At 67.3% G+C, this 14886-nt stretch carries 12 protein-coding genes and 1 pseudogene (1 of these 13 only partly in view); 2 read left to right on the top strand and 11 right to left on the bottom strand.

The window, feature by feature from the left end; genetic code table 11:
- The 5 genes from alaS to ID132_RS02600 form a co-directional block, all read right to left on the bottom strand.
- Window positions 1–2523, bottom strand: a 2523-nt coding sequence (gene alaS / locus ID132_RS02620) for an alanine--tRNA ligase (RefSeq protein WP_235988240.1), incomplete at its 3' end; no start/stop codon positions are given.
- A gap of 15 nt (window positions 2524–2538) precedes the next feature.
- Window positions 2539–2748 (bottom strand): Na+ dependent nucleoside transporter N-terminal domain-containing protein, encoded by a 210-nt coding sequence (locus ID132_RS02615; RefSeq protein ID WP_193127789.1) that lies wholly within the window; start codon window positions 2746–2748, stop codon window positions 2539–2541.
- A 40-nt stretch (window positions 2749–2788) separates the two neighbouring features.
- Window positions 2789–3160 (bottom strand): DUF948 domain-containing protein, encoded by a 372-nt coding sequence (locus tag ID132_RS02610; protein WP_193127788.1) that lies wholly within the window; start codon window positions 3158–3160, stop codon window positions 2789–2791.
- 95 nt (window positions 3161–3255) lie between these two features.
- Window positions 3256–3885 (bottom strand): 30S ribosomal protein S4, encoded by a 630-nt coding sequence (gene rpsD, locus ID132_RS02605; protein WP_193127787.1) that lies wholly within the window; start codon window positions 3883–3885, stop codon window positions 3256–3258.
- A gap of 118 nt (window positions 3886–4003) precedes the next feature.
- Window positions 4004–5332, bottom strand: a complete 1329-nt coding sequence (locus tag ID132_RS02600; protein WP_125105832.1) for a replication-associated recombination protein A — start codon at window positions 5330–5332, stop codon at window positions 4004–4006.
- A 53-nt stretch (window positions 5333–5385) separates the two neighbouring features.
- Between ID132_RS02600 and ID132_RS02595 the strand changes: the two genes are divergently transcribed.
- The gene (locus ID132_RS02595; protein WP_241209066.1) at window positions 5386–6153 is read left to right on the top strand and encodes a peptidylprolyl isomerase; all 768 of its coding nucleotides are present in this window, start codon (window positions 5386–5388) and stop codon (window positions 6151–6153) included.
- 84 nt (window positions 6154–6237) lie between these two features.
- Window positions 6238–7494 (top strand): DUF349 domain-containing protein, encoded by a 1257-nt coding sequence (locus ID132_RS02590; RefSeq protein WP_235988239.1) that lies wholly within the window; start codon window positions 6238–6240, stop codon window positions 7492–7494.
- Window positions 7495–7996: 502 nt separating this feature from the next.
- Here ID132_RS02590 and ID132_RS02585 read toward each other — a convergent pair.
- From ID132_RS02585 to ruvA, 6 genes and pseudogenes are all read right to left on the bottom strand, one after another.
- Window positions 7997–10243 (bottom strand): RelA/SpoT family protein, encoded by a 2247-nt coding sequence (locus ID132_RS02585; protein ID WP_125105831.1) that lies wholly within the window; start codon window positions 10241–10243, stop codon window positions 7997–7999.
- Window positions 10244–10297: 54 nt separating this feature from the next.
- Complete coding sequence (gene secF / locus ID132_RS02580; protein ID WP_193127786.1) at window positions 10298–11365, bottom strand: protein translocase subunit SecF; 1068 nt, start codon at window positions 11363–11365, stop codon at window positions 10298–10300.
- Window positions 11365–13062, bottom strand: a complete 1698-nt coding sequence (secD, locus tag ID132_RS02575) for a protein translocase subunit SecD (RefSeq protein WP_193127844.1) — start codon at window positions 13060–13062, stop codon at window positions 11365–11367. Before secD ends, secF begins: the two co-directional genes overlap by 1 nt.
- A 74-nt stretch (window positions 13063–13136) precedes the next feature.
- The gene (gene yajC, locus ID132_RS02570; protein ID WP_164509674.1) at window positions 13137–13571 is read right to left on the bottom strand and encodes a preprotein translocase subunit YajC; all 435 of its coding nucleotides are present in this window, start codon (window positions 13569–13571) and stop codon (window positions 13137–13139) included.
- 81 nt (window positions 13572–13652) lie between these two features.
- The gene (gene ruvB, locus ID132_RS02565; protein WP_193127785.1) at window positions 13653–14651 is read right to left on the bottom strand and encodes a Holliday junction branch migration DNA helicase RuvB; all 999 of its coding nucleotides are present in this window, start codon (window positions 14649–14651) and stop codon (window positions 13653–13655) included.
- A pseudogene (gene ruvA / locus ID132_RS14595) lies at window positions 14648–14886 on the bottom strand (Holliday junction branch migration protein RuvA) (it continues 368 nt past the right edge of the window). The gene ruvB and the pseudogene ruvA overlap by 4 nt, the downstream one beginning before the upstream one ends.

The following is a 14886-nucleotide window of genomic DNA, read 5'->3' as shown; positions in this document are numbered from 1 at the left end:
CGCGCCGGCGTCGCGCGCGGCTTGGTTCGTGGCGACGACGACCGAAGGCTTCTCGCCAGCTTGACCGACGAGCGCCACGACGACAGCTTCGCTGCCGGCGCGCTCGCGCAGTTCAAGCGCGAGGGTGCGCACGTCGTCGGCGCTGCCCACAGCGCCGATCCACGCGCCGATGAACGTCACATTGCCCACTCGGGTACCGCCTGCGAGGAGTTCGGGGATGCGCGCGCGCAGCTGCTGCGTCTCGAGCTCGGCAATGCGTTTCTGCGCCTGCTTAAGGTCGGCGAGCAGGTCGTTGACGCGGGTAGTCACCTGCTCCCGCGGCACGCGCAGGCCGCTCGAAAGTTCGCGGACGAGCGCGCGCTCGGTCGCGAACTCGGCAAAGGCGTTGCGGCCAACGAGCGCCTCGACGCGGCGGTTCGTCGCGCCCACGCTTGACTCACCGATGAGGTTGACGATGCCAACCTGCGCCGACGTGTCGACGTGGGTGCCACCGCAGAGCTCGCGCGACCACGCGCCGCCGATCTCGACCATGCGCACCCGGTCGCCATACTTCTCGCCGAAGAGGGCGCGGGCGCCGAGCTCCTTCGCCTCGTCGAGCGCCATCTCGCGGGTGATGACCTCGTAGTCGCGGCGCACGGCGCCGTTTGCGATCTCCTCGATCTCGCTACGCGTCTCGATCGAGAGCGCGTCGTTCCACGAGAAGTCGAGGCGCATGTAGCCGGCTTTGTTATATGAACCGGTCTGGTGCGCATCCCCGCCGAGTGTGTCGCGCAGGGCGGCGTGGATGAGGTGGGTCGCGGTGTGGGCCTCGGAGGCCTGGCGGCGGTAGACCGCGTCGACGACGGACTCGACGCGCTCGCCGACCCCGATCGTGCCCTGCGTCACCTCAACGGTGTGCGCGATGAGGCCCGGCACGGGCTTCTGCACGTCGAGCACGCGCGAAGTGAACCCGCCCGAGGGCGAGCGCAGCCAGCCTTGGTCGGCGTCCTGGCCACCGGCCTCGGCGTAGAGCGTCGTTTCTCCGAGGATGAGCTCGGCCGTCTGGCCGGCCGCGGCCTCCTGGACGCTCACGCCGTCGACGATAATGCCGAGCACCTCGGACTCGGTCTCGAGCTGGTCGTAGCCAACAAACGCGGTCTCGCCGAGCGCGCGGAAGTCGCTGTAGACGCTGAGGTCAGCAAGCGCCGAACGGCGCGCACGAGCATCCGCCTTCGCGCGCTCGACCTGCGCGCGCATCAGCTCGTCGAACTTGTCGCGGTTCACGCGCAGGCCCGACTCCTCGGCCATCTCGAGCGTGAGATCGATGGGGAATCCGAAGGTGTCGTGCAGCTTGAACGCGGTTTCTCCGTCGAGCACCGACGAACCCGCCTGGCTCGCCTTGGCCACGGCCTCGTCGAAGATCGTGTTGCCCTGCGCGAGGGTGCGCAGGAACGTGACCTCTTCGCCATAGGCGATGCGGCTGATGCGGTCGAAATCGGCCTCGACCTCGGGGTAGGCGTCGCGCATGGCTTGCATCGACACCGGGAACAGCTCGGGGAAGGTCGCCGTCTCAACGCCAAGGAGGCGCATGTTGCGCACGACGCGGCGCAGCAGGCGGCGCAGGATGTACCCGCGGCCCTCGTTGCTCGGCTGGACGCCGTCGCTGATGAGCATGAGCGACGAGCGCACGTGGTCGGCGACGACGCGCAGGCGCACGTCGTCCTCGTGGTTCGCGCCGTAGCTTCGGCCGGCCATCTCGCTCGCGCGGTCGAGCACGGGGCGCACCTGGTCGGTCTCGTACATGTTGTCGACGCCCTGCAGCAGGAACGCGATGCGCTCGATGCCGATGCCGGTGTCAATGTTGCGCTGCGGCAGCTCGCCGCGCAGCTCGAACGTGCCGTCACCGTTGTCGGCGCCTCGCTCGTACTGCATGAACACGAGGTTCCAGATCTCGACGTAGCGGTCGTCATCGGTCGCGGGTCCGCCGTCGACGCCGTAGGCGGGGCCGCGGTCGAAGAAGATCTCCGAGTCGGGACCGGCGGGGCCGCCGGGCTTACCAGCAGACCAGTAGTTCGTGTCCTCGCCGAGGCGCTGGATGCGGTCGGCCGGGATCTCGGAAAGCTCGAGCCAGGCGTCGTACGCCTCGTCATCGCCCTTGTACACGGTGACCCAGAGGTCTTCGTGGTTGAAACCAAAGCCGCCCTCGGACTGGGGCTTGGTGAGGAGCGTGTAGGCGAACTCGATCGCCTCGCGCTTGAAGTAGTCGCCGAACGAGAAGTTGCCACCCATCTGGAAGAAAGTGCCGTGGCGCGGCGTCTTGCCGACTTCCTCGATGTCGTTCGTGCGGATGCACTTCTGCACGCTCGTCGCACGCGGGTACGGCGCTGGCACCATGCCGGTCATGTATGGAATGAACGGCACCATGCCGGCGATCGTGAACATGACCGTGGGGTCGTCGCTGACGAGCGAGGCGGAGGGGACGACGGTGTGGCCGCGCTCCTCAAAGTAGGAGAGGAAGCGGCGCTTGATTTCGGCGGTGAGCATGGCTGTGCGGGACTCTTACTTTTCGTTAGCTTCGATGGCGGCGTAGATGGCTTCGGTGCGGGCCTCGTAACCCTGCTTGACCGCCTCGGTGAAGTCGGCGGTGAACTCGTTCACCGCGGCGAACGCGGCGCGGCCTCGGGGCGTCGAGTTCATGAAGTGGGCAAGGGCGAAGCCAGCGGCGACGCCTCCGACGACGAGAGCGACGGAACGAACGACGTTACGCATAGTGCGATGAGCTCCTTGAAGGGACGACGGAGGAAAGTGACTACTTCTTGCGCGAGCCGCGCTGCGGCTTCAACGCGCGGAACCCGGCCGCCGCGGCGGCGGAGAAGCCCGCCAGCTTGATGAGCGGGCCACCGACCGTGGCGGCGGTAAGCGCGACAAGCGAGTTCACATTACTGGTGGTCTCGTGCACCTGTTCGGTGATCGCGTCGACCTTCGCGAGCTGGCGGTTCGTCTCACGCATGGTCTCTTGCGTCTCAACCAGCGTCGGCGTGATGCTGTCGACCGAGTCGCCGACACCGCGGCGAACTTCGTCGAGCACTCGACCGAGCTTGATGATCGGCACCGCAAGCAGCACGACGAGTAGCAGGAACGCGCCCGCAGCGATCAGCCCGGCGATGTCACCACCTGACATAGCGAAATTCTCCTGAACCTGAAATGACGAGAGCGGATCGCCGGTGGGCGATCCGCTCTCTATGCTAGCGGGCGGTCGAGGACCGCTCGGGACGCTTAGCGGCCCGAGTAGTACTCAACGACGAGCTGGACCTCACAGGTGATGGGCACCTCTTCGCGCTTCGGGCGACGCACGAGCTTCGCCTGGAGCTTGTCGAGCTGCACCTCGAGGTAACCCGGCACGACCGGGAGCACCTCGGCGTGGCCACCGGCAGCGGCAACCTGGAAGATCTCGAGGTCTTCCGAGCGCGACTTGACGCCGATGGTCTGGCCCGGCTGCACGCGGAACGAGGGGCGGTCGACGATCTTGCCGTCGACGAGGATGTGGCGGTGCACGACGAGCTGACGCGCCTGCGCGGTGGTGCGGGCGAAGCCGGCACGCACGACGAGGGCGTCGAGGCGCTGCTCGAGCAGCTCGACGAGGTTCTCACCGGTCAGGCCGGCGCTGCGGCGAGCCTCCGAGAAGACGATCTGAAGCTGCTTCTCGCGCAGGCCATACTGGGCGCGCAGACGCTGCTTCTCGCGCAGGCGGACAGCGTAGTCACTGTCGGTCTTGCGGCGGGTGCGGCCGTGCTCACCGGGAGCGTAGGGACGCTTCTCCATGAGACGGGCGGCCTTGGGGGTAAGTGCAACGCCGAGGGCGCGCGACAGACGCACCTTCGAACGGGTACGCGACTTCTTCGACACGAAGTCTTCCTTTCTGATGTTCGCATGACACGCGTGAGCGTGCAGACAAATAGTGCTCTCCGCCTCTCCCTGTGGACGAGGCGTCAAATGAACCGAATTAGCTTACCACGGCACGCGCTTAGCCCGCGTCCCCGCGGGTGATGCGGCGCAGTTTGTCGAGCCGCTGCGTGATTTCCCGCTCCCAGCCGTGCTCGGTCGGTGAATAGTAGACGCGATCCCGCAGCGTGTCGGGCAGGTATTGCTGTTCGACGACGCCGATTGGGTCATCGTGCGGATACGCGTAGCCCTTACCGTGGCCGAGCCGCTTCGCGCCCGGGTAGTGGGCATCGCGCAGGTGCATCGGCACGCGCCCCGCGTTGCCTGCCTTCACGTCGGCGATCGCGGCGCCGATGCCGGTGTACGAGGCGTTCGACTTCGGCGCGGTCGCGAGATAGACGGTCGCGTTCGCGAGCGGAATCTGCCCCTCTGGCATACCGATGAGCGCGACGGTGCTCGCCACCGACTCCGCGATCACCATGGCCTGCGGGTCGGCCATGCCGATGTCCTCCGAGGCCGAGATCATGAGGCGCCGCGCGATAAAGCGGGGGTCCTCCCCCGCGACGATCATGCGCGCGAGGTAGTGCAGCGCCGCATCCGGGTCAGAGCCCCGAATCGACTTGATGAACGCCGAGATGACGTCGTAGTGTTCGTCGCCCTGCCGGTCGTAGCGCAGCAGTGCCTGGTCGCTCGCGCTCTCGACGTCTTCGGCGGTGATGGTCGGATGCTCGGCGGCCTGCGCGCCGGCGGCCGCGGCTTCCAGCGTGGTCAGCGCGCGGCGCGCATCCCCGCTCGCCATGCGCACGATCGCGGCGCGAGCATCCTCATCGAGGCCGACGGCGCCGTCGAGGCCGCGCTTGTCGCTCACGGCGCGATCAAGCAGCCCGGCCAGATCGGCATCGTCGAGCGAGCGCAGCGTGAGCAGCAGCGAGCGGGAGAGCAGCGGCGAGATCACCGAGAACGACGGGTTTTCGGTCGTCGCGGCCACGAGCGTGACCCAGCCCTGCTCGACCCCTGGCAGCAGCGCATCCTGCTGTGCCTTAGTAAAGCGGTGGATCTCATCGAGGAAGAGCACAGTGCCTTCGTCGTAGAAGTCGCGCTGACGCAGGGCCTCGTCCATGACGGCCCGAACGTCCTTCACCCCCGCCGAGATCGCGGAGAGCTGCACGAACCGCCGCCCGCCGCTGTTGGCCAGCGCCTGCGCGATCGTCGTCTTGCCGGTGCCGGGCGGTCCCCAAAGAATCACCGAGGTGCCAGCGTTGTCCGCCACCTCGGCGCTCGCGAGCCGCCGCAGCGGCGACCCCGGCCGCAGCAGGTGCTCTTGCCCCACTACCTCATCGAGATCCCGCGGCCGCATGCGCGCAGCAAGCGGCGCGACACCGTCGCTTCCAAGCGTCACCTGACCAGTCATCGTCACTAATGTTAGTAAGCTGCATGGGTCGAATGCCCAGCCGAAGGAGAACCGTGGCAGAGAACGCGAAGGAATTGCGGCGCCGTCAGCGCGAGCACGAGGCACGAATTGTCGTGCATGACGTGCAGACTGACCGTCGCCGCACCGACAACCGCAAGGGCATCATCGCCCTGGTCGTCGCCGCCCTCGTCGCCGTCGGTGGGCAGGTTGCGTTCACCACCACCGGCGGATTCGCCGCCTCGCCGGCCGCTGAGACGACCGCGCCGGTCGAGACCGCGGCGCCGGATGCGGCGGTGCCCGACGCGTCGATCGCCGAGGACCGCGAGTGGACCGGCACGATCGACTTCAACGACGGCGCCTTCGAGCTCGGCATCACCCTCGACGGCGTCAACGCGCCGCAGGCGACCGCGAACCTCATCGACCTCGCGCAGAAGGACTTCTACGACGAGACCTCCTGCCACCGCCTCACCACCGAGGGCCTCTACGTGCTCCAGTGCGGCGACCCGAGCGGCGACGGCACCGGCGGCCCCGGCTACCAGTTCGGTCCGCTCGAGAACATCCCCGAGGACGGCGTCTACCCCGCCGGCACCATCGCGATGGCCCGCGGCCAGGCCGAGGACTCAATGGGCTCGCAGTTCTTCATCGTCTACGAAGACACCGAGCTGCCCGCCCCCGGCTACTCGGTGATCGGCCAGGTCACGAGCGGCCTCGACGAGCTGCAGGCGCAGATCGTCGACGAGGGTGTTGACCCCTCGAGCGGCCCGACCACGGACGGCACGCCCGTCGCGCCCGCCGTCATCACCGACATCACCGTCGAATAGCCAACAACGCGGGGTCAGGCCCGCCCACCGCCATGCAATAGCATTGCCGTACCGCCAAGACTCTGTTGAGTCTCCATTCCATCGATGACGATCAAGGAATTCCCCAACATGACTGGACTGCCCGAGCACCCATTTGGCCGAGTAGAAGCCGACGGGACGGTTTTCGTAACCGAGGACGGACAGGAACGCCAGGTGGGTCAGTACCCCGACGGCACCCCGCAAGAAGCACTCGACTACTTCGTGCGCAAGTTCGACGACCTCGCCGCACAGGTGTCGCTGCTCGAGCAGCGCTCGAAGGCCGGCGCCAACCCGAATGACATCGCCCGCTCGGTGAAGGCACTGCGCGGCCAGCTCGACGGCGCGAGCGCCGTCGGCGACTTCGCCGCCCTGCGCACCCGCCTTGACGCCCTCGGCGGCGAGGTTGCCGAGCTCGGCGAGAAGCAGCAGGAAGAGCACCGCGAAGCAGTGAGCGAGGCGATGACCTACCGCGAGTCGATCGTCGTCGAGGCCGAGACGCTCGCCGCGCAAGACCCGAGCTCGATTCAGTGGAAGCAGACCTCGGCGAAGGTCGAGGAATTGTTCGCGAAGTGGCAAGACCACCAGAAGACCGGCCCGCGCCTGCCGAAGGCCGACGCGAACGCCCTCTGGAAGCGCTTCCGCGTGGCACGCACGACCCTCGACACCGAGCGTCGCAAGTTCTTCGCCCACCTCGACAGTGAGCACCGCGCCGCGCGCGACGCGAAGCAGGACATCATCGCGCGCGCCGAGGCGCTCGCGCCGAAGGGTGCCGACGGCGTGCAGGAGTACCGCCGACTGCTCGACGAGTGGAAGACCGTCGGCCGGGCCGGCCGCAAGCACGACGACGCGCTCTGGGCGAAGTTCAAGGCCGCCGGCGACGTGCTCTACCAGGCGAAGGCCGAGGTGGATGCGCAGGACGACGCCGAGTACCAGGAGAACCTGACGCTCAAGCTCGCGATCCTCGACGACGCGAAGCCGATTCTCGACATCACCGACCGCCGTCAGGCGCGCGAGCGCCTCAACCACGTGCAGGACCGCTGGGATGCGGTTGGCCGCGTGCCGCGCGACCGCTTCCGCGACGTCGAGGAGCAGTTGCGCCGCATCGAGGCGCACGTGCGCAAGCTCGACGACGACCACTGGGCGAACTCGAACCCCGAGAAGCAGGCACGCCAGTCGGGCATGACCTCGCAGCTCCACGACGCGATCGCGAAGCTCGAGGCCGACGTGGCCGCCGCGAAGGAGTCGGGCAACCCGAAGCGCCTCAAGGATGCAGAGGAGGCGCTCGCCGCCCGCCAGGCGTGGCTGCGCGCCATCGAGGGCTAAGCTCCTCGCTCAACTCGACCGTGCCGGGCTGTGGACAACGCAGCCCGGCACCATCGTTTTCCGGCAGGATGCCGGCATGGAAACCATCTCCCCCGCCGAACTCGACGAGTTCACCCCGACCGAGCTGCAGCACATGTGGCGCGCGGGCGAAATCTCGCGCCACGGCATCCCGGGCTTCGAGTTCTATCTGCCGCTCGACGAGCCGCCGACGCTGCGCGACCGCGCCCGCAGTCTCTGGTCGGTACGTCTCGAGGGCCGCGTCGTGAGTGGCGCCGCCGCACGCTGGGTCTATCTCGGCGGTTCGGCGCCGGGCGTGGTCGAAATCACGCGGCGCAGTTGGCGCGCGACCCTCGACCTGCCCGGTGTCGCGCCCCGCTACGGCACCTACGCGCCGCGCGAGGTGCGCCGCCTCGCAGGGCTGACGATCACCAGCCCGGCGCGCACGATCCTCGACGCCCTCGAGGCCGGCGAGTTCGCCGCCGCGCTCGAGCTGATCGCCGGGCTACCCGTTGTGCACGCGATAGACGTCGTAGATGCCGTCGATGTGGCGCACGGCCCCGAGCAGTCGGTCGAGATGCGTCGTGTCACCCATCTGGAACGAGAACTTCGAGATCGCCAGCCGGTCGCGTGACGTGTGCACCGTCGCCGAAAGGATGTTCACGTGGTGCTCCGAGAGCACGCGGCTGATGTCGCTGAGCAGGCCGCCCCGGTCGAGCGCCTCGACTTGGATGTTCACGAGGAACACGGCCTTCGAGCTCGCCGCCCACTCGACGTCGATCATGCGTTCGGGCTGCAGCTCGAGCGAGGTGACGTTGCGGCAGTCGGTGCGGTGCACCGACACGCCCTGGCCGCGCGTGATGAAGCCGACAATCTCGTCCCCCGGCACTGGCGTGCAACACTTCGCGACCTTGACGAGGATGTCGGGTGAGCCCCGCACGAGCACTCCGGAGTCGCTCACGGCCGGCTGGCTGATCGGGCTGCCCGTGATGTGGCGGTCGCCGAGCTCTTCGTCGACTTCCTGATCGGCGCTGAGTTCGTTCTGGATCTTCTCGATGACCGACTTTGCCGACACGTGGCCCTCGCCGACGGCGGCGTAGAGCCCCGAGACGTCAACGTACCGCAGGGTCGAGGCGACGGTCTCGAAGGCCTCCTGCACGATGTCGCGGGTCATCGGCATGTTGACCTTGCGCATCTCCTTGGCGACCTGCTCCTTGCCGAGCTCGATCGCCTCGTCACGGCGCTCCTTCGAGAACCACTGGCGAATCTTATTGCGGGCCCGCGGCGACGCGACGAACCCAAGCCAGTCCTGCTTGGGCCCCGCATCCGGGTTCTTCGAAGTGAAGATTTCGACAGTGTCGCCGTTCTGCAGCTTCGTCTCGAGCGGCACGAGTCGGCCATTAACTTTCGCGCCCATCGTGCGGTGCCCGACATCGGTGTGAATCGCGTATGCGAAGTCGACCGGCGTCGCCGACTGCGGCAGGCCGATGACCTTGCCCTGCGGCGTGAATACGTAGACCTCCTTCGCCCCGATCTCGAAGCGGAGTGAGTCGAGGAACTCGTCGGAGTCGCTCGTCTCTTGCTGCCAATCGTTGATGCGCTCGAGCCAGGCCATCTCGCTCGTCACACCCGAGCCTCGCGCCGACTGGCCGTTCTGCATGTTCTGCTTGTAGAGCCAGTGAGCGGCAACACCGAATTCGGCGCGCTGGTGCATCTCGTGGGTGCGAATCTGGATCTCGACGGCCTTGCCGTCGGGCCCGATCACGATCGTGTGGAGCGACTGGTAGAGGTTGAACTTGGGCGTCGCGATGTAGTCCTTAAACCGGCCAGGCATCGGGGTCCAGCGGGCGTGGATCGCGCCGAGCACGGCGTAGCAGTCGCGCACCGTGTCGACGATGATGCGGATCGCCACGAGGTCATAGATCTCGTCAAAGTCGCGGCCGCGCACCACCATCTTCTGGTAAATCGAGTAGAGCTCCTTCGGGCGCCCGTTCACCTGGCCACGTACCCGCATATCGCGCAAGTCGCCGCGGACCTCTTTCATCACTCGGTCGAGGTAGCGCTGTCGTTGCGGCTGGCGATCCTTCACGAGGTGTTCGATCTCGGAGTAGATCTTGGGGTGCAGCACCGCGAACGAGAGTTCCTCGAGCTCGTTCTTCATCGCCTGAATACCCATGCGATGGGCGAGGGGCGCGTAGATCTCGAGGGTCTCGGTGGCCTTCTTCTGTGCCTTCTCGGGAGGCATGAAGCCCCACGTGCGGGCATTGTGGAGCCGGTCGGCGAGCTTGATGACGAGCACGCGAATGTCTTTCGACATCGCGACGATCATCTTGCGGACCGTCTCCGCCTGCGCAGCGTCGCCATAGGTGACTTTGTCGAGCTTCGTGACGCCGTCGACGAGCATCGCGATCTCGTCACCGAACTCCTCGCGGAGCTGATCGAGCGAGTAGTCGGTGTCCTCCACCGTGTCGTGGAGGAGGGCAGCGGCGATCGTGACGGGGCCGATGCCGAGCCCCGCGAGGATCTCGGCGACGGCGATGGGGTGGGTGATGTAGGGCTCGCCGCTGCGGCGGAACTGCCCCTCGTGAAAGCGAACGGCGACCTCATAGGCACGTTGCACGAGGCCGATATCGGCTCGCGAGTCGTGGCCCCGCAGGACGCGCACGAGCCGCTCAATCGCGGGCGCTGACGCCGACTTCGTAAAGATCCGCGGCACGAGCCGACGCATCGACAGCGAACTCGCTTCGCTCATCCCGCCCGCCTTTCCTCACCACCCCGCCACCGCGAGGTACCTAGAAGTGCGAGTTTATACCTGAGCGCCGTCGTTCTCGCGCTCGGGGCGGGCCGGTTCGCCGTCGGCGTCGTCGTCCTCATGCTCGGGCTCCGCGTCGGGCTCGATGCCCGCGTCGCGTCGGCGGCGAATCTCGGCGTCGGTCTCGCGGATCTTGGGCTCACGCGCACGCAGGGCCGAGTAAAGCGGGCCCGCCAGGAAGATCGTCGAGAGCGCGCCGACGAGGATGCCGATGAACAGCGCGAGCGAAATGTCGCGAAGCGTACCGGCGCCCATGACAAACGCACCGATGAAGAGAATCGCCATGACGGGCAGGAGCGCGACGACCGAGGTGTTGATCGAGCGCACGAGGGTCTGGTTGATCGCGAGGTTCACCGACTCGGCGAAGGTGCGGGCGCTGCCCGGACCGTAGTTCGCCGTGTTCTCGCGCACCTTGTCGAACACCACGACCGTGTCATAGAGCGAGTAGCCGAGGATCGTGAGGAAGCCGATGACCGCCGCCGGCGTGATCTCAACGCCCGTGAGCGCGTACACACCTGCCGTCACGATGAGGTCGTGGAACAGCGCGAGGATCGCGGCCACGGCCATCTTCCAGGTGCGGAAGTAGAACGACATGAGCGCCGCAGCCAGCAGGAGGAACACGATGATGCCGATGACCATTTGACGCGTGATGTCGGCGCCCCACGACGGGCCAATCGTCGACACCGCGACGTTCTCGACCGTCGTGCCATACGACTCCGCGAGGTCGGCGCGGAGCGCGTTGTTCTGCTCCTGCGTCAGGGTGTCGGTCTGTACGCGAATCGAGCCGTCGCCGAGCTGCTGCACGCGCGCGGGCGTTTCGCTGTATGCGGCGACGTCGTCGGTCGCGAGCGTCTGGTCCTGGCTCGTCGGCGCGCTCACCTGGAACTCCGAACCGCCGGTGAACTCGATGCCGAAGTTGAAGCCACCCCGCAGGAACGGCGATGCCACCGAAAGGCAGATCAGCACGATCCCGATGATGAACCAGGTGTTGCGGCGGCGGACAAAGCCAATCGAGGTCTCGCCGGTGTAGAGGTCGTTACCCCACTGCGTGAAGCGCTTCATTACTTCTCCCCCTTCGCGGCGGCCTCTGCGGCCTTGCGTTCCGCCAGTGACTGGCGGCGCTCGGCTTCCTTGGCGGAAGCCTGAACCTTCGTCTTCTTCACCTGGCTCGAACGGCGGAACTCGCCGCGGCCGCGGTAGACGGCACCCAGGGCGCGCGGGTCGAGACCCGAGGCCGGGTGCCCGCCGCCGAAGAACTTCGTGGTCGCGAGCAGGCGCATGAGCGGATGCGTGAACAACGTCACGACGAAGAGGTCGATGAGCGTGGTGATGCCGAGCGTGATCGCGAAGCCGCGCACGTTGCCGACCGCGACGAAGAACAGCACGATCGCGACGAGCAGGTTCACCGCATCCGAGGCGAGGATCGTGCGGATCGCGCGCGACCAGCCGCGCTCGACCGCCGAGGGCAGCGAGCGGCCCTCGCGCAGTTCATCCTTGATGCGCTCGAAGTAGACGATGAACGAGTCGGCGGTAATGCCGATCGCGATGATGAGGCCCGCGACGCCGGCGAGCGACAGGCGGTAGCCCTCCTGGTTCGACAGCAGCGTGACGACGAGGTACGCCACGACCGCGAGCGACACGAGCGACGCCATCGTCACGAGGCCGAGCAGGCGGTACTGCAGCAGCGAGTACAGCAGCACGAGCAACAGGCCGATCGCGCCCGCGATGAGGCCGGCCTGCAGCTGCCAGGTGCCGAGGGTCGCCGAGATGGTCTGCGTCGACTGCGTCTGGAAGCTGAACGGCAGCGCGCCGAACTTCAGCTGGTCGGCGAGGTCCTTCGCCGACTGCTCGGTGAAGTTGCCGGTGATCTGCGCCTTACCGTCGGTGATGATCTCGTTGGCGGTCGGGGCGACGATGACGTTGCCGTCGAGGGTCACGGCGAAGCGCGAGCGGGTGGTGTCGGCCATGCCCGTGGTCGGGTCTGGCGTCGCGCCAATCGCGACGAGGCGCTCGGTCACCGCACGGAACTCGGCGGTACCGGTGGCGTCGAACTGCAGGTTGACGCCCCACTGGCCGGTCGCGACGCCCTGCTGGTTCGTCACCATGCTCGAGGTGGCGTCGCTGATGTGCTCGCCCGAGATCTCGACGGGGCCAAGCACGAATTTCTCGGTGCCGCTCTCGTCGCAGGCGATCATCGGCTCTTCGNGGTCGGCGACCTCGGGGTCGTTCATGACGTCGGCGCAGTCGAACGCGAGGAAGTCGGCGAAGAGCTGGTCGGTCAGCTGGGCGACATCGGAGCCATCGGTCGGCTCGATGGTCGGGGTCGCGTTGAAGCTCTCCATGCCGAAGTCTTCGGGCTTGACGACCTGCACGTTCGAGGCCGAATCCGTGTACAGCACGGGGCGGAATTCGAGCTTGGCACTCGACTCGATGCGATTCTGGGTCTCGGCATCGAGCTCGCCGGGAACCGACACGACGATATTCGTGCCGCCCTGGGTCGTCACCTCGGCCTCGGAGATGCCCGAGGCATCCACGCGCTGTCGGATGATCGACGCTGCCTGCGCCATCTGGTCGCCCGAGGGCGCGGCGGCACCCTCCTGGAGCTGCGCCGCGAGCACCACCTGGGTGCCACCTTCAAGGTCGAGGGCGAGCTTCGGGGTCCACTGTCCATTCTGGAACGCGACAGAGGCCCAGTTCAGGCCGCCGAGCACGATGAGAATGATGCCGAACCAGAGCAGGGTGGATTTGGCTCCCCGCACCGCCTGCGAGGATCGTTTCGAGGTTGCCAAGAATCGTGCCTTTCACGCCGCGGACGCGGCGCTGAATTTCGTGGTTAGAGCTTCGAACGGCCGTCGTCGGCAGCGTCGTCGTCGGTCGACTCCGGGTCGACGTCGTAGCGCGAGTCGGCCTCGAGCGAGGTGTCGGCGTCGGTGGGCGAGACAGTCTCTGCGTCCAGCTGCTCGCTGAAGTCGTCGGCCGACTCCTCACCGGTGAGCGACGAGGCGTCGTCGGGCACGGTCGGCGTCACGACGTTGACGATGGTCGCCGAGTGCACGCGCAGCTGGGTGCCCGGGCCGCTCTCGATGGTGACGACGTTGTTCGCTTCGTCCATGTCGACAATGGTGCCGTAGATGCCGGCCTGGGTCATGACCTCGGTGCCGGGCACGAGCTGCTGACGCATCTCCTGCTGCTGCGCCTGCCGCTTCTTGTTGCTCCGCCACATGAAGACCATCATGACGACGAGCAGCAGCAGGGGAAGGACGAGCATGAGATCCATAAAGTGACTCCAGAAGTGTTCGTGTGGGGTGAGGGATCGCGCAGCGAGCTGAAAGCTCGATAAACGTGACGATTATAGGGCACCTGGCCGTACGCCAAGGTGCTCGTAGGCGGCAGGTGTTGCGATACGGCCGCGCTGGGTGCGCGCAATCAGCCCGGTGCGCACGAGGAACGGCTCGACGACGGCNTCGACGGTGTCGGCCTCCTCGCCCACCGTGACGGCGAGCGTGCGCACGCCGACGGGGCCGCCCTCGAAGCGGCGGATGAGCGTGTCGAGCACCGCGCGGTCGAGCCGATCGAGGCCGAGGCCGTCGACGTCGTAGAGGGCGAGCGCCTCGCCCACGGCGACGTCGTCGATCGGGCGGTCGTGGACGAGCGCGTAGTCGCGCACGCGACGCAGCAGCCGGTTCGCGATGCGGGGCGTGCCCCGCGAGCGCGACGCGAGCACGTCGAGGGCCCCGGGCCGAGCATCCAGGTCGAGCAGGCGCGCCGTGCGGGTCAGCACGCGCTCGAGCTCGTTGTCGGCGTAGAACTCGAGGTGCGCCGTGAAGCCGAAGCGATCGCGCAGCGGCGCGGGCAGCAGGCCCGAGCGGGTGGTGGCGCCGACGACGGTAAACGGCGCAAGCTCAAGCGGCACCGACTGCGCTCCCGCACCCTTGCCGACCATGATGTCGATGCGGAAGTCCTCCATCGCGAGGTAGAGCATTTCTTCGGCCGTGCGGGCCATGCGGTGAATCTCGTCGATGAACAGCACCTCGCCCGGCACCATGCTCGAGAGCACGGCCGCGAGGTCGCCCGCGTTCTGCAGCGCGGGCCCCGAGGTGAGTCGCAGCGCCTGCCCTGTCTCTTGGCCCACGATCATCGCGAGGGTCGTCTTGCCGAGTCCGGGCGGACCCGCAAGCAGGATGTGATCTGGCGTGCGGTGCTGCAGCTCCGCGGCCCGCAGCAGCAGGTGCAGCTGCTCGCGCACCTTCTCCTGGCCGATGAATTCATCGAGCAGCCGCGGACGCAGCGTCGACTCAAACTCGAGTTCGCCGTCGTTCCGTTGCGCGTCGAGCGGGCTCTGGGTCATCGCGCACCGCCGAGCTCTCGTAGCGCGGCGCGAAGCAGCATGGGCACGTCGACCCCGGCGGCGCCCTCGCTCGCACGCTCGACGGCCTCCTGCGCCTGTTTCTGTGGCGTGCCGAGTCCGATGAGCGCCTCAACCACGTCGTCGCGGGTCGAACCGGAGACCGTGGCTCCCCCGGTGGTCCCCGAAACGGTGACACCCGAGAGCTTGCCCTTGAGCTGCACCGTGATGAGCTTTG

This window comes from Gulosibacter sediminis (assembly GCF_014904065.1).
Lineage (GTDB): Bacteria > Actinomycetota > Actinomycetes > Actinomycetales > Microbacteriaceae > Gulosibacter > Gulosibacter sediminis.
The sequence above is the reverse complement of the archived record's forward strand: the minus strand, read 5'-3'. Positions and strand labels throughout refer to the sequence as shown.

Coding starts and splice junctions, on each gene's coding strand:
- ID132_RS02615 (WP_193127789.1), bottom strand. CDS start 2,748: ATGCGTAACGTCGTTCGTTCCGTCGCTCTCGTCGTCGGAGGCGTCGCC.
- ID132_RS02610 (WP_193127788.1), bottom strand. CDS start 3,160: ATGTCAGGTGGTGACATCGCCGGGCTGATCGCTGCGGGCGCGTTCCTG.
- ID132_RS02600 (WP_125105832.1), bottom strand. CDS start 5,332: ATGACTGGTCAGGTGACGCTTGGAAGCGACGGTGTCGCGCCGCTTGCT.
- ID132_RS02590 (WP_235988239.1), top strand. CDS start 6,238: ATGACGATCAAGGAATTCCCCAACATGACTGGACTGCCCGAGCACCCA.
- ID132_RS02585 (WP_125105831.1), bottom strand. CDS start 10,243: ATGAGCGAAGCGAGTTCGCTGTCGATGCGTCGGCTCGTGCCGCGGATC.
- secF (WP_193127786.1), bottom strand. CDS start 11,365: ATGAAGCGCTTCACGCAGTGGGGTAACGACCTCTACACCGGCGAGACC.
- yajC (WP_164509674.1), bottom strand. CDS start 13,571: ATGCTCGTCCTTCCCCTGCTGCTGCTCGTCGTCATGATGGTCTTCATG.